Raw genomic sequence first — 14,128 nt, 5'->3', positions numbered from 1 at the left:
ACGCCCGTAGGGTCCTGGCGTCGTTTCGACCGACGATCTCCTACCCTGTGCTGCATGCACCCTGCGCCGGGCAGCGGCCCATGACGCGATTTCTGGCGCGTCGGCTGCTCAACTATGTGGTGCTGCTGGCCTTGGCGTCGTTCCTCACGTTCACGCTGACGTCATTGACGTTCACACCGCTGAACAGTCTGTTGCAACGCAATCCGCGTCCACCGCAGGCGGTGATCGATGCCAAAGCCGCCGAACTCGATCTCGACAAACCGATCCCGCTGCGCTACGCCCACTGGGTGGCCGGCGCGGTGCGCGGTGATTTCGGCACAACGGTCACCGGTCAGCCGGTCTCCGACGAACTGGGCCGCCGCATCGGGGTCAGCCTGCGACTACTGGTGATCGGTTCGGTGCTGGGCACCGTGATCGGCGTTGTCGTGGGCGCCTGGGGTGCGATTCGGCAATACCGATTATCGGATCGGGTGATCACTCTGCTGTCGCTGCTGGTGATCAGCACGCCGACGTTCGTGATCGCCAACTTGGCGATCCTGGCCGCGTTGCGGGTCAATTCCATTCTGGGCGTTCGTATTTTCGAGTACATCGGCGAGACGTCCCCGGACGCCGTCGGAGGTCCCTGGAACCAGTTCGTCGACCGTATGCAGCACTTGATCCTGCCCTCGGTCACGCTGGCGCTGGGCGCGATCGCGGGTTACAGCCGCTACCAACGCAATGCGATGCTCGACGTGCTTGGCCAGGACTTCATCCGGACCGCGCGGGCGAAGGGACTCACCCGGCGCAGGGCGTTGTTCAAACACGGGCTGCGGACCGCACTGATCCCGATGGCAACGCTGTTCGCCTACGGCGTCGCGGGTTTGGTCACCGGAGCGGTGTTCGTGGAGAAGATCTTCGGCTGGCACGGTATGGGCGAGTGGGTGGTACAGGGCATCGCGACTCAGGACACGAACATCGTCGCGGCGATCACGGTCTTCTCCGGCGCGGTCGTACTTCTGGCCGGGCTGCTGTCCGACGTCATCTACGCGATGCTCGATCCCCGGGTGCGGGTGACGTGACCGACACGACAGACAGCGCCCGCTCGGGTGTGAAGCCCGAGGAGTTCGCCTCGAGGCGAACCCTGGTGCTGCGCCGATTCGCCCGCAACCGAGCCGCGATGGCGTCACTGGTGATCCTGGCCGTGCTGTTCATCGGCTGCTACGCCCTGCCGCCGCTGCTGCCATGGTCCTACACCGATCTCGACTTCTATGCGCTGCAGGATCCGCCCAGCCCCGACCACTGGTTCGGCACCAACGCGTTGGGCCAAGATCTGTTCGCTCAGATCCTGCGCGGCATGCAGAAGTCGATGCTCATCGGCGTGTGCGTCGCGGTGATCTCCACCGGCATCGCCGCGACCGTCGGCTCCATCGCGGGTTACTTCGGCGGCTGGCGCGACCGGACGCTGATGTGGTTGGTGGACCTGCTGCTGGTGGTGCCGTCGTTCATCCTGATCGCGATCCTCACGCCGATCACCAAGAACTCGGCCAACGTCATCTTGCTGATCGTGCTGTTGGCCGGATTCAGCTGGATGGTCAGCTCGCGGATGGTGCGAGGCCTCACGATGAGCCTGCGGGAACGCGAATTCGTCCAAGCCGCACGGTATATGGGCGTGCCGAGCCGGCGCATCATCACCCGCCACATCATCCCGAATGTTGCCTCCATCCTGATCATCGATGCCGCACTCAACGTCGCGGTGGCGATCCTCGCCGAAACCGGGCTCAGCTTCCTCGGTTTCGGAATCCAGCCACCCGATATCTCGCTCGGCACGCTGATCGCCGACGGCACCAAATCGGCGACGACCTTCCCGTGGGTGTTCTTGTTCCCCGCGGGCGTCCTAGTGCTGATCCTGGTGTGCGCCAACCTCACCGGCGACGGGCTGCGGGACGCGCTCGACCCCGGCAGCGCCACGTTGCGCCGCGGCCGTAAGCGCAGCCGTGAGGAGAAGACGAAGCGATGAGCGAGACCCTGCTGGAGGTGACCGACCTCGCCGTCAGCTTCCCCACTGACGGCGATGACCTGACCGCGGTGCGCGGCCTGACCTATCAGGTGCAGGCCGGCGAGGTGGTCGCGATGGTCGGCGAATCCGGGTCGGGCAAGTCCGCCGCGGCCATGGCCGTCATCGGCCTGCTCCCGGAGTACGCCGCCGCGTCAGGCTCGGTGCGGCTGTCCGGTCGGGAGCTGCTCGGGCTGTCCGACGGCGAGATGTCGAAGATCCGGGGACGGCGCATCGGGACGGTGTTCCAGGACCCGATGTCGGCGCTGACCCCGGTCTACACCGTCGGCGACCAGATCGCCGAGGCCATCACCGTGCACCACAGCGACGTCGGCAAGCAGGCGGCACGCAAGCGCGCCGTGGAACTGCTCGAGTTGGTGGGCATCGCCCAGTCCGAGCGGCGAGCCCGCGCGTTTCCGCACGAGTTGTCCGGCGGTGAGCGCCAGCGGGTGGTCATCGCGATCGCGATCGCCAATGATCCGGACCTGCTGATCTGTGACGAGCCGACGACGGCACTCGATGTGACCGTTCAGGCCCAGATTCTGGAGGTACTCAAGACTGCCCGCGACGTCACCGGTGCGGGCGTGCTGATCATCACCCACGACCTGGGCGTGGTCGCGGAGTTCGCCGATCGGGCTCTGGTGATGTACGCCGGGCGACCCGTCGAGGTCGCCTCGGTGGACGAGCTCTATCGCGACCGTCGAATGCCTTACACCGCAGGATTATTGGGATCCGTTCCACGCCTGGATTCGCCACAGGGGACGCGGCTGGTGCCGATTCCCGGGGCACCGCCTTCGCTGGTGGATGTGCCGCCCGGCTGCCCGTTCGCCCCACGCTGCCCGCTGGCCGTCGACCAGTGCCGAACAGAAGAGCCGGCACTGGTGCCCGTCGACCCCACCTCGGCAGGCCACTTGGCGGCGTGCATCCGCACCGAAGAGGTCAAGGGCCGCGCCGCCGCGCAGATCTATGGCGTTTCCACCCAGCCGGTCACAGTCGACGACCCCGCGGAACCGGCGCCGGTCATCACCGTGCGGGACCTGGTGAAAACCTACCGGCTGACCAAGGGCGTGGTGTTCCGCCGCCAGATCGGCGAGGTTCGCGCCGTCGACGGCCTCAGCTTCGATCTACTGCGGGGGCAGACTCTGGGCATCGTCGGCGAATCCGGCTCCGGCAAATCCACCACGCTGCACCAGATCCTCGACCTGGCGGCGCCGGAGTCCGGCTCCATCGAGGTGCTGGGCAACGATGTCGCCACCCTGACAACAACCCGGCGCCGGGAACTGCGACGCGATCTGCAGGTGGTGTTCCAGGATCCGGTGGCATCTCTGGACCCTCGGCTGCCGGTATTCGAAATACTGGCTGAACCGTTGCGCGCCAACGGTTTCGATAAGGCAAGTAGCGATACACGGGTCGCTGAACTGCTCGAGATCGTCGGCCTGCGTCGCGCCGACGCCAGCCGATACCCCGGTGAGTTCTCCGGTGGCCAGAAGCAACGGATCGGCATCGCCCGGGCACTGGCGCTACAACCCAAGATCCTGGCGCTCGACGAGCCGGTGTCGGCACTGGATGTGTCCATCCAGGCGGGCATCATCAACCTGCTCCTGGACCTGCAGCGCGAGTTCGACCTGTCCTATCTGTTCGTCTCGCACGACCTGTCGGTGGTCAAACACCTCGCCCATCGCGTCGTCGTGATGTACCGCGGGGCGATGGTGGAGTACGGCGATGCCGACGACATCTTCGCCGACCCTCAGCACGACTACACCAAAAAGTTGCTGGCCGCTATCCCGCAACCGGATCCCACTCGCCGTTAGCATCAGTGGCGTGACCCGATCGATCCGCCGGAGCGCCGGCCGAATTGCAGTGCTGGCAGTCGTGGCAAGTCTGGTGGTGGCGGGCTGCTCAGGCAGCAAGCGCGACGTCCCGCCCGCGGGCGGCAACGCCGAGCTCGGCTCGACAAGCGATATCAATCCGCAGGACCCGGCCACCTTGCAACGGGGCGGCAACCTGCGGCTGGCGTTGTCGTCGTTCCCGTCGAACTGGAACACCTTGAACATCGACGGCAACGAGGCAGACACCGGCGCGATGCTGCGGCCCACCATGCCGCGCGCCTTCGTGATCGCCGCCGACGGTTCGATGAAGGTGAACAACGACTACTTCACCAGCGTCGAACTGACCAGCACCGAGCCGCAGGTGGTCACCTACACGATCAACCCCAAGGCCGTGTGGTCCGACGGGACCCCGATCACCTGGGAGGACATCGCCTCTCAGATCAACGCGACCAGCGGTAAGGACAAGGCCTTCGCGATCGCCTCACCCAACGGCAGCGACCGGGTCGCATCGGTCACGAAGGGAGTCGATGACCGCCAGGCCGTCATCACCTTCGCCAAGCACTACGCCGAATGGCGCGGGATGTTCGCCGGCAACACGATGCTGCTGCCCAAGTCCATGACCGCCAATCCCGACGTGTTCAACAAGGGACAACTCAACGGCCCCGGACCGTCGGCGGGCCCGTTCCTGATCTCGTCGCTGGATCGCACCGCCCAGCGAATCGTGCTGAGCCGCAATCCGAAGTGGTGGGGCACTCCCCCGCTGCTCGACTCGTTCACCTTCCTGGTGCTCGACGACGCGGCGAGACTTCCTGCGCTGCAGAACAACACGATCGATGCGACCGGTCTGGGCTCGCTGGACGAACTGACGATCGCCCGACGTACCGCAGGCATCTCGATCCGGCGATCGCCCGGCCTGAGCTGGTATCACTTCACCTTCAACGGCGCACCCGGCTCCATCCTGTCGGACAAGGCGCTGCGGCTGGCCATCTCCAAGGGCATCGACCGGCAGGCGATCGCCGATGTGACCCAACGCGGTTTGGTCGACAAGCCGGTTCCGTTGAACAACCACATCTTCGTGGCGGGCCAGAAGGGCTACCAGGACAACAGTGAAGCGGTCGCCTTCAACCCGGAGAAGGCCAAACAAGAACTCGATGCCCTGGGCTGGAAGCAGGCCGGGCAGTTCCGGGCGAAGGACGGCAAACAGCTGGTCATTCGCGACGTTCTCTACGACGCGCAGACCACCAGGCAGGTAGCGCTCGTCGCGCAGAACAGCCTTGCCCAGATCGGGGTGAATCTGCAGATCGACGCCAAACCCGGCAACGGGTTCTTCACCGACCACATCATCCCCGGCGACTTCGACATCGCTCAATTCTCTTGGGTGGGTGACGCTTTCGCGTTGTGCTGTCTGAACCAGATCTACACCACCGGAGCCGAGAGCAACTTCGGCAAGATCAGCAGCCCCGACATCGACGCCAAGGTCGAGATGGTGCTCAACGAACTCGACCCGGACAAGGCGCGCGGCCTGGCCAACGATGTCGACAAACTGATCTTCGGTGAGGGGTTCAGCCTGCCGCTGTTCCAGTCAGCGGGCAACGTCGCAGTGCGCAGCAACCTTGCCAACTACGGACCGGCGGGCTTGGGCGACTTGAATTACACCGCAATCGGGTTCATGAAGTAACGGGCTTGGGAAGAGTTCGGGTCACCACCCGCGGGAGCGATGCGGGCAGTACCGCCTCGACCCGCGCGGCGACCGCCAACGCCGACACCATCAGCCGCACCGCGGGCACGCTCGGCATCGCGTCGAGCGCCGCCTCCTGTGGCCGCAGAGTGTCGATCCGGCCGATGGCCGCCGCCTCGGCGATCCGCAGCGCCGCCCGCTCCTTGGTGTCGAGCACGCTGTGACCGGTGGTCGGTAGTCGCACCAGAACCGAGCCGGGAATCAGCTCGGCGATCCGATCGGCGACCGCGGGCGGCGTGATCAGGTCGCGTCCGCCGGAGACGACCACCGTGGGCCAGGTGAACTTCGGCATCTCCGCAACCAGGTCGAACGGCTCAGCCTCGAACCGCGTGGCCTCGCCGGCTGCGAACTCGTGCATGGCAACGGCCGGGTCCAACGGCAGACCGTCCGGGTCGGCCGCGTAGTTGAGCTCGCGGTAGCCGATCCGTCCGACCAGGTCAGCCTCGTTGCGATACGGCGCTTTTCGGCCCACCATCAACTCCCCGAAGTGCCCCATGGCGGTCCAGACCAGATTGCGGCCGCCGAGCAGGAGGTCCAGTTGGCGGTCCAGCAGCCGGGCACCGCCGAACCCGTACACGGTGGCGGCGAGCTGAGCCCCGGCCGGCGTCATCACGCCCTCGTCGGCCAGCCGTCGAACCTTGTCCGCCAGTTCCTCGGTGTCGGGCTCCCGGCCGTGCCACAGCACGCTGCGCACGGTCTGGCGGACCACCTCGATATCGTCACCGGCCAACAGCGGCGAATCCAAGATCATCGCGAACACCCGCGACGGGTGACGCACCCCGACCCCCGCGGCGACATAGGTGCCGTAGGACGTCCCGTAGATGATGGCGCTGTCCACCTGGGCGTCGTCGAGCACCGCGGCGACGTCGTCCACCACCTGCTCGATGGTCAACGCCTCGGGCGGTAGGTCTGCACCGTTGTCGTCGTGACGCGACATCCCGACGCCCCGGTGTTCGATCATGATCACGTCGAGGCCCTCGGCTGCGGCCCGGCGGCGCAGGCCCCGGTAGAGCGCGATCGACGCCGCACCCGGCCCGCCGGGGATGATGACCAGCGGATGCCTGGTCTTGCGGCCGGTGCGCACGTAGTACAGGTCGAACTCGTCGGATCCGGTCGCGGTGACCGGGCGGCGGATCGGCCGAACCCCGGGTAGCGCGGCGAGTTTGTCGTGGGCGCGGCGGCGCTTCGCGTTCAGAGTCATCGCCGCCGGCCTGTCATGCCGTCGATTCTGCCTCGCCGGGGACGGGAATGGAATGCGCCGTCGCGCGGCGCCGATCCCGGCAAACGTCCACTTCCGGCTCGCGATTTCGCCTGAGGGCCTCGGTATTAGGGAACAAAGTCACCAGCTGACCCGGTGACGTATTGCCCGCTGCTATGGCGTCGTACGTTCATGGTGGGAGCAGATCATGACCGAATTCATGCGTAACACAGATGCGTTCACCTGGTCGATGGAAGCCGATCCGCGGCTGAGATCCACGGTGGTGACGGTGCTGCTTCTCGACCGGTCCCCGGATTGGGATCTGGTGCGGGAGCGGTTCGATCTGGTCAGTCGCGAGCTGCCGATGTTCCGGCAGCGGGTGGTGAACTCGCCGCCGCCGACTCCGCCGCGCTGGGAGTATGCCCCCGACTTCGATCTGGACTATCACATGCGCCGGGTGGCGGCGCCGGAGCCGGGAGACCTCGATGGCGTGCTCGAGATGGCCCGACTGGCCGCGATGGCCGACTTCGATCGCGCCCGGCCGATGTGGGAGGTCACCCTGGTCGAGGGACTCGACGACGGTGCGGCCGCTGTGCTGTGCAAATTCCACCACTCTCTGACCGATGGTGTCGGTGGTGTTCAGATCGCGATGCGGCTCTTCGATCTGAGTGCGGATACTCAGGCCGTCGACGCGATGCCGGCGGCGCCCGCCGTCGCGGAGCGCCAGCCCTTGGCGAGCTACGGCGATGCCCTGCGCTACGACGCCGGCTTGGTCGGCACGCTGGTCGGTGAGTCGCTCAAGATCGCTCCGCGGTTGTTGTTCAACATCATTCGACGGCCCCGGCAGACCGTTGAATCCGCGGGCGAGCTGGCCGCGTCGGTGTACCGGACCGTCCGGCCGGTCAACAAGCCGGGCTCTCCGCTGATGACGAACCGCACGCTGGTTCGCAAACTCGGCGTGCTCGATGTTCCGATGCCGCGACTGCGTGAAGCCGCCCACCGCAGCGGTGGCGCGCTCAACGACGCGTTCGTCGCGGGGGTGGCCGGCGGCCTGCGCCGCTACCACGACAAACACGGCGTCGGCGTGTTCGATCTGCATCTGACGATGCCGATCAACCTGCGTACCGAAGACGACCAGTCCGGTGGCAACCGGATCACGTTGATGCGCTTCGACGTTCACGCCGGGATCACCGATCCGGCGCGACGAATCAGGAGCATTCACGAGCGCACCGGCAGGGTGCGCAACGAAAAGTCGATTCCGTATACGCAGCTGATCGCAGGTGCGCTCAACGCGATGCCGCGCTGGTACATCGGCTCGATCCTGCGGCACGTCGACTTCCTGTGCAGTGACGTGCCGGGGGTTCCCGTGCCGGTCTATTTGGGTGGCGCGGCGGTGCGCAGGCAGTACGCCTTCGGTCCGACCATCGGTTCGGCAGTCAACGTGACCTTGCTGACCTACGTCGACTCCTGCGCGCTGGGCATCGACGTCGACGCGGGCGCGATCCCGGATTTCGACCTGTTCCGCGATTGCCTCGCCGACAGCTTCGACGAGGTTCTCGCGCTGGCTGACTAGCCTCTAGTCGAATTCCCCGGCCAGATAGGCCGTCCGACAAGCATTGCGGGCCAGCTTCCCACTGGTAGTTCGAGGTATCGCCCCAGCGGGCACCAGGCGGAAGTCGCTGACCGAAATGTGATGGGTCCGGGCAACCGCCGCCCGTACCGCTTCCGCGATGAGCGTGGGTTCCATCCGATTCGAGCCGACCGCGCGCTCGGCGACGACGACGAGATGCTCGCCGGCCATCCCGCTGCCCTCGACACGCTCCGATGGGCTGACGGCGAAGGCCGCAACGAAGCCGTCCCGAATAGCCGGCGTCGACTTGCTGACAGTGGCTTCGACGTCGACCGGGTAGTGGTTGCGGCCGTCGATGATGATCAGATCCTTGATACGGCCGGTCACATAGAGTTCGCCATCAAGATAAACGCCGAGATCTCCAGTCGAAAGCCAGGTTTCGTTGTCGGCAACACCGTCGGCATGGCTCGAGTACGACAGTCGGGTTTGAAGCTTGTTGGCGAACACCCGTTGCGTCTCGTCGGGGCGTCTCCAATACCCTCGCCCGATATTGTTGCCGTGCAACCAGATTTCGCCCACCGACCCGTCGGGCAACTCGGCACCGGCAACGGAGTCGACGATGACCAGCCATTGGCTGGCTATCGGCTGCCCACAGGATACGAGGGACACGCCGCCCGGCGCCTCCGCTTCGACCCGGACGGCGTGGCCACGAGCCAACGCGTTCCGATCCAGATGAACAGCGGAGGGGGCGCAGTCGGCGGCGATGCTGGCCACCGACAACGTCGCCTCCGCCATTCCGTACGAGGGTTTGACCGCAGTGGCAGGCAATCCATACGCGGTGAAGGCAGCGGCGAACTTCTCGATTGCGCCCATGGTGACGGGTTCGGAACCGTTCAGCAACCCGACCACGTTGCTGAGATCTGGCCGCTCGCCAGTTGGCGGTAGGCCACGTTCGGCGCATAGCGCAAAGGCGAAATTGGGTGCGGCAGCGAATGTTCGGCCATGAACGGCTTCCTCCGAAAGCTGCCGGATCCATCGATACGGCCGTCGAACGAATGCCATCGGATCCATCAGAGTGATCTGTCCTCCGCACAGCATCGGGAACATGATCATCACCAGGCCCATGTCGTGGTAGAGCGGAAGCCAGCTCACGCTGCGAACTCCCATGTCCAACCGCCCGGCCAAGATCATCTGTGCGACGTTGGTGCAGGCGGCCCGGTGCGTGATCTCGACACCGACGGGTGTACGAGTCGATCCAGAGGTGTACTGCAAGTATGCGATATCGTCGGCACCCCGCTCGGGCCGTGTCAGGTCTTCACCGAGGGAAACCGGCACGGCGTCAACCGCGATGACGCGTGGCCGCTCGACCGGGGCCATGGTCCGCAGCATCTCACGTAGCGACTCGGCGGCGCTCTCGGTAGTGAGGATGACCCGGGGATCCGCATCGGAGAGGATCGCTCTCAGCCGCTCAGTGTGCCCGGTGAGGGCTGGCACGAAGAGCGGCACGGCGATGGCACCGGCGTGGATGGCGGCGAAAAAGCCGATAACGTAATGCAATCCATGAGGGGCCATTATCGCCACCCGGTCGCCGGGCTCGGTGACCTGCCGCAACCTCGCCGCGACAGCATTGGTGGCCGCCTCCAGCGACTGCCAGCTGAGCTCTTCGACGCTGCCCTCACGGTCGCGCGAATAGTCGATGAATCGGTATGCGGCGTGGTGGTCTTCGGCCTCGGCATGGCCGGCCAGAAACGATGTCAGGGTGAGATCGTCCGGGACCGAGATCGTTCCGTCCGGTGACACGTAGCGCGCCAGCAGATCGTCAGTAGTATTGCCGCACACGCTATCCCGACGCATCGACAAAGACTATTAGATCTTCTAGATAATCGGCATGGCGAACTCCTGTAATTCGCGTTACCTGATGCCGGTGTGATGACCCAGATCACACAGCAACATGCCAGCTACCGTATGGCGGGCTCGGCACCGGCTCAGGCGATCAGTTCGATGACGTGGGCGTCCTGCACGCCCAGGTAGCGGGCCGGTGTGCAGGTCAGCACGATAACCTGCCCGTTGTCTCCGACGGTGTCGAACACCGCGCCCATCTTCGTCAGCCGATCTGGGTCGGTGAAGCCCAGCGCGTCGTCGATGACCACCGGCACGGAGTCCTCCTTCGCGACCAGCGCAGCACCCGCCAGCCGGGCCAGAATGCCGAGTTGTTCTTTGGCTCCCCCGGACAGCGAGTCGTAGGGAACAGTCCGACCGTCCAAGGTGCGGTTGCAGATTCGTAGATCGCTGTCGATCTCGACTTCAAAGCTCGGCCCGAACACCGGACGGCCCAGCCGCTCGATTTCGCTGCGGAACGGTGCGACGTATCGCTGCCGGGTGGTGTCCCGGTGGCGGGCCATCACCGACCGCAACAACTGCGCGGCCCGAGCCCGGCGAGACACCCGCGAATGCTCGGCGAAGGCATGTTCGCGAGCGATCTGGGCGGTGTCGAGGCTGCCCTGGCGCCCCTCGTTACCGATGATGCCGAGCTCGACGGTGATGTCATTGAGCGCGTGGCCCACCTGCACGTGCTCGCTCTCGAGCGCGGCGGCTGCAGTGCTGGCCTCGGCCAACTCCGCCTGCACGGCAGCGGGATCGCAGGCGGCATACGCGCCGGCCAGCTCGGCCACCGTGGCGTCGGCCTGCCGCTGAGCCTCGATGTCGGCGGCCGCCTGCGCGGCCAGCTGCTCGTCGTCGTGGCCGGCCCGCAGTGCTGCCAGCCGGTCTTTCGCCGCGCCGAGTTCGGCATTGGCGTCGGTCACTTTTGCACGCAGAACGGTTGCTGCTGTGCTGCTTTCGGTTAGCCGGACGTTGGCACCTGCCATCGCGCGCTGATGCAGATCGGCGTCGGCACGTGCGGTTTCACGGACCTCGATAGCGCTCACGAACGCCGCGCGCGCGGCGGCGGCATCGACGCCCGCGGTCAGCAGGACGGGCGAGATCGCCTCACGCAGAGACGCCAGTCGCGCGCGCATCTCCACCACCCCTTCGTCTTCGCGCAACCCGGCCAGTGTTGCGGCCAACTGATCGCGATTACTGACGAGTTCACGGCGGCGCCGCTCGAGATCCCGGGCACCCTCCACGTCGCCGGTGCCGCCCTGCCGCAGCGCCTCGGCCAGAATGTGCTGGGCCGCATCCAGTTTGGCCTGAACGCTGGAGGTGGTGGCGCCCGGATCGATCTGCACGCTGAGCAGTCCGGGCAGCTCGACGGATGTCGGCGACGAGGTGGGCGGCGCCCAGCTCTGCCCCGCAGCCAGCCGGATGGTCTGCGCCCCCACCGTCAGCTCGAGGTCGGCGGTCGCCGCGAACTCCACCGTCGTCGCGGTGGCAGTGAGCTGCGCCTCGATCCGCTCGACGAGTGCTGCGGCCGACTCGATGTCGGCCATCACGTCGCTGGTCAGCGTGATCGCGCAGAGGTCCGTGGTCAAGGTGGCCAGCTGCTGCTCGATGGTCTCGATCCGCTCCAGCCGCGCGGCGAGGCGCTGCGCCTGCTCGTCGGCGGCGAGCGCATCCACCACCCGACGGGCGTCGTCGACCATTTCCTGAGCGGCAGCGAGGGCAGCAGTCGATTCCGCCGCTGCCGCACAAGCCATTTCGACGACTTCACGGGCGGTGTGTTCGGCCTCGATGGCGGCTGCGAGCCGCGATTGGATCTCGGCAACGGCGGCGGTACGCGCTGCCACATCCTCACCCAGGCGAGCCCGTTCAGCCTGGGCGGCGCTCGATGCGGCGCAGGTGGCCTGCGCCGCGGTCGCGACCAGCTCGGCCTGGCGCAGCTGGTCGCCGAGCGCGGCCAGCGCGGTGGCCGCCGTCTGCGCGGCGGTCAGCCGCTGGGCGACGCTCGGGCCGCGATCGGCCAGCGCGGCCTGCCGTTCGGCGAGGTCGGCATGCCTGCGCACCCGTTCGTCGACTTCGGCGACCGCGGCCGCGCACCGCGCCACGTCCTCATCGGCCGCCCGCAGCTGCGCGATCGCCGCCGCCCACTCACCGGTCGGTCGGCCGGTCGCCGTGAAGTACTTGCCGTATTCGGCGTCGATCCGTTCGATCAGCAGGGGTTCGGTGCCCGAGAGAGCCGCGTCGTCGCCCGCCGCCAAATCCAGTGCCCGCGAGAGGGCATCGCAGTCCGACAGGTCCACGGCCGATGTCGAGCCGGCCTGCAGAATCCGCTGCGCATGCCACAGCTCGGTGTCGACCGTCTCGCCGAGCATGGCCAGCACCCGCTCATGCGCCTCGTCCCCGGTGAGCTGTTCGCGCCGTGGCGCCGAGATCGTGAGTTCGGTCTCACACTTCTTGTGGAAGCGCTTCCGGTACACGAAACGGTATGGGCCGGTGCTGATTTCGGCGAGGACTTCGGATCCGACATCGGCGTGCGTCGGCTTGACCTGCTTGACATCTTTCTTCGTGGAGCGGTCCTTCGATTCCAGCAGTAGGTCCAGCGCCTCGATCATCGACGTCTTACCGATTTCATTGGCACCGCACACGACGACCACGCCGTGGTCGGGAAATTGGATGTCGCGGTGGGTGATTCCGCGATAGTTGGTCAGGGCCAGCCGATGCAGTTTCACGCCGCGCTCCCCCCGGCCAGCCGTAGCAACAGCCCGAGCGCGCTCTGGGCGTCCTGAGCTGCTTCGTCGTCACCCGAGCGGGCGGTGCTGACCAGTTCGTCGACGGCGGCCACGGCGAACCCACCGATGCCGAGGTCGTCGAACTCGCCGTCGGCGGGCATCACCGCAATGTTGGTGTGTCGCTCCCAGGTGCCCAACCAGGCGAACAGCCGGGCGTACTTGTCCAGGCAGGCGTCCAGTGCCGCACGGTCGGTGACGGTCAGCGAGCCGGTCAACCCCAACCGCACGACCGTGCGGTCCTTGTCCGCCAGCAGATCCAGGTTGAGGTCGAGATCGGCGATGTCGCGGGTGTCGTCGACCTGGCGGTGCAGCGTGACGAACCGCCAACGTCCGACATGGTGCGAATCGACGGTGACCGGATGCGCGGGGTCCGACTCGTCGATGTCGACCAGCAGGACATGACCCGGATCGGCCTCGACGTCATCGAAGTTCGTCACTTCCGGCGAGCCGGAGTACCACACCCTGCGACTCTCGCCGACGCTGGTGCGGGAGTGCTTGTCCCCCAAGGCGACATAGTGGACCGCGCCGCGCTCGACAGCATCGGTCACGGCAGCCATCCGGATCAGCGACGGCTTGCCGGGATCCGGGTCCAGCACGTCGACCCCGCCGTGAGCGACCAGAACGCGCGCGGTGCCGTCGGCCGGAAGGTCCCCCAGCACCGCGGCTGCCAGGTCGGTGGTAGGCGCCTTGGTGCGCCACGGCGCCGCGACCAGCTGCACCCCGGGACGCACCTCCCACACCCCGTCGCGGTCCAGCACGGTGACGTTGTCCGGGCATTCGGCCCGGAAGAGAGCACTGGTGTACACCGACGACGCGTCGAGCGGATCGTGGTTGCCCGGCAGCAGGTACACGGGAACCCCGACGGCGCGCATCGCTTCCAGGGACTGGCTGACCACCTTGGGCGCAAGCTGATTGTGCTCGAACACGTCACCGGCCACGACGACGAACTCCGCGGAGGTCTGCCGCGCCAGCGCACCGAGGCCGGCGACCGCATCGCGCCGGGCCGCCGAGTACCGCGGCTGGGCTTCACCTTCCAGGAAGTGCCGCGTCATGCCGAGTTGCCAGTCGGCGGTGTGCAGAAATCGCATTCGCGG

At 66.6% G+C, this 14,128-nt stretch carries 9 protein-coding genes; 5 read left to right on the top strand and 4 right to left on the bottom strand.

Going from position 1 to position 14,128, the window contains the following annotated elements; genetic code table 11:
- Positions 1-80: 80 nt before the first annotated feature.
- From Y900_RS19330 to Y900_RS19315, 4 genes are read left to right on the top strand one after another with little or no spacing between them, the layout of a single operon-like run.
- The gene (locus tag Y900_RS19330) at positions 81-1,058 is read left to right on the top strand and encodes an oligopeptide ABC transporter permease OppB (protein WP_036347278.1); all 978 of its coding nucleotides are present in this window, start codon (positions 81-83) and stop codon (positions 1,056-1,058) included.
- The gene (locus tag Y900_RS19325; RefSeq protein ID WP_036343917.1) at positions 1,055-1,996 is read left to right on the top strand and encodes an oligopeptide ABC transporter permease OppC; all 942 of its coding nucleotides are present in this window, start codon (positions 1,055-1,057) and stop codon (positions 1,994-1,996) included. Before Y900_RS19330 ends, Y900_RS19325 begins: the two co-directional genes overlap by 4 nt.
- Complete coding sequence (locus Y900_RS19320) at positions 1,993-3,843, top strand: oligopeptide ABC transporter ATP-binding protein OppD (protein WP_036343916.1); 1,851 nt, start codon at positions 1,993-1,995, stop codon at positions 3,841-3,843. Before Y900_RS19325 ends, Y900_RS19320 begins: the two co-directional genes overlap by 4 nt.
- Before the next feature lie 49 nt (positions 3,844-3,892).
- A complete protein-coding gene (locus tag Y900_RS19315) occupies positions 3,893-5,539 on the top strand; it encodes an oligopeptide ABC transporter substrate-binding protein OppA (protein ID WP_420329830.1) in 1,647 nt (548 codons plus the stop codon).
- On the opposite strand, the gene Y900_RS19310 is transcribed toward Y900_RS19315, so the two are convergent.
- A complete protein-coding gene (locus tag Y900_RS19310) occupies positions 5,529-6,800 on the bottom strand; it encodes an alpha/beta fold hydrolase (RefSeq protein WP_036343914.1) in 1,272 nt (423 codons plus the stop codon). The genes Y900_RS19315 and Y900_RS19310 overlap by 11 nt on opposite strands.
- Before the next feature lie 205 nt (positions 6,801-7,005).
- Here Y900_RS19310 and Y900_RS19305 point away from each other — a divergent pair, with 205 nt between their 5' ends.
- Positions 7,006-8,370 carry a wax ester/triacylglycerol synthase domain-containing protein gene (locus tag Y900_RS19305; RefSeq protein WP_036343913.1) on the top strand — a complete coding sequence of 455 codons (1,365 nt, stop codon included), beginning with the start codon at positions 7,006-7,008 and terminating at the stop codon, positions 8,368-8,370.
- A 3-nt stretch (positions 8,371-8,373) separates the two neighbouring features.
- Here Y900_RS19305 and Y900_RS19300 read toward each other — a convergent pair whose 3' ends face one another.
- From Y900_RS19300 to Y900_RS19290, 3 genes are all read right to left on the bottom strand, one after another.
- The gene (locus Y900_RS19300; RefSeq protein ID WP_036343912.1) at positions 8,374-10,221 is read right to left on the bottom strand and encodes an AMP-binding protein; all 1,848 of its coding nucleotides are present in this window, start codon (positions 10,219-10,221) and stop codon (positions 8,374-8,376) included.
- Positions 10,222-10,352: 131 nt separating this feature from the next.
- Entirely contained in the window at positions 10,353-12,974 is a 2,622-nt protein-coding gene (locus Y900_RS19295; RefSeq protein WP_036343911.1) for an AAA family ATPase, read from the bottom strand.
- Complete coding sequence (locus Y900_RS19290; protein WP_036343910.1) at positions 12,971-14,122, bottom strand: metallophosphoesterase family protein; 1,152 nt, start codon at positions 14,120-14,122, stop codon at positions 12,971-12,973. The genes Y900_RS19295 and Y900_RS19290 overlap by 4 nt, the downstream gene beginning before the upstream one ends.
- Positions 14,123-14,128 lie beyond the last annotated feature (6 nt).

It is taken from the genome of Mycolicibacterium aromaticivorans JS19b1 = JCM 16368, assembly GCF_000559085.1.
GTDB lineage: Bacteria > Actinomycetota > Actinomycetes > Mycobacteriales > Mycobacteriaceae > Mycobacterium > Mycobacterium aromaticivorans.
The sequence above is the reverse complement of the archived record's forward strand: the minus strand, read 5'-3'. Positions and strand labels throughout refer to the sequence as shown.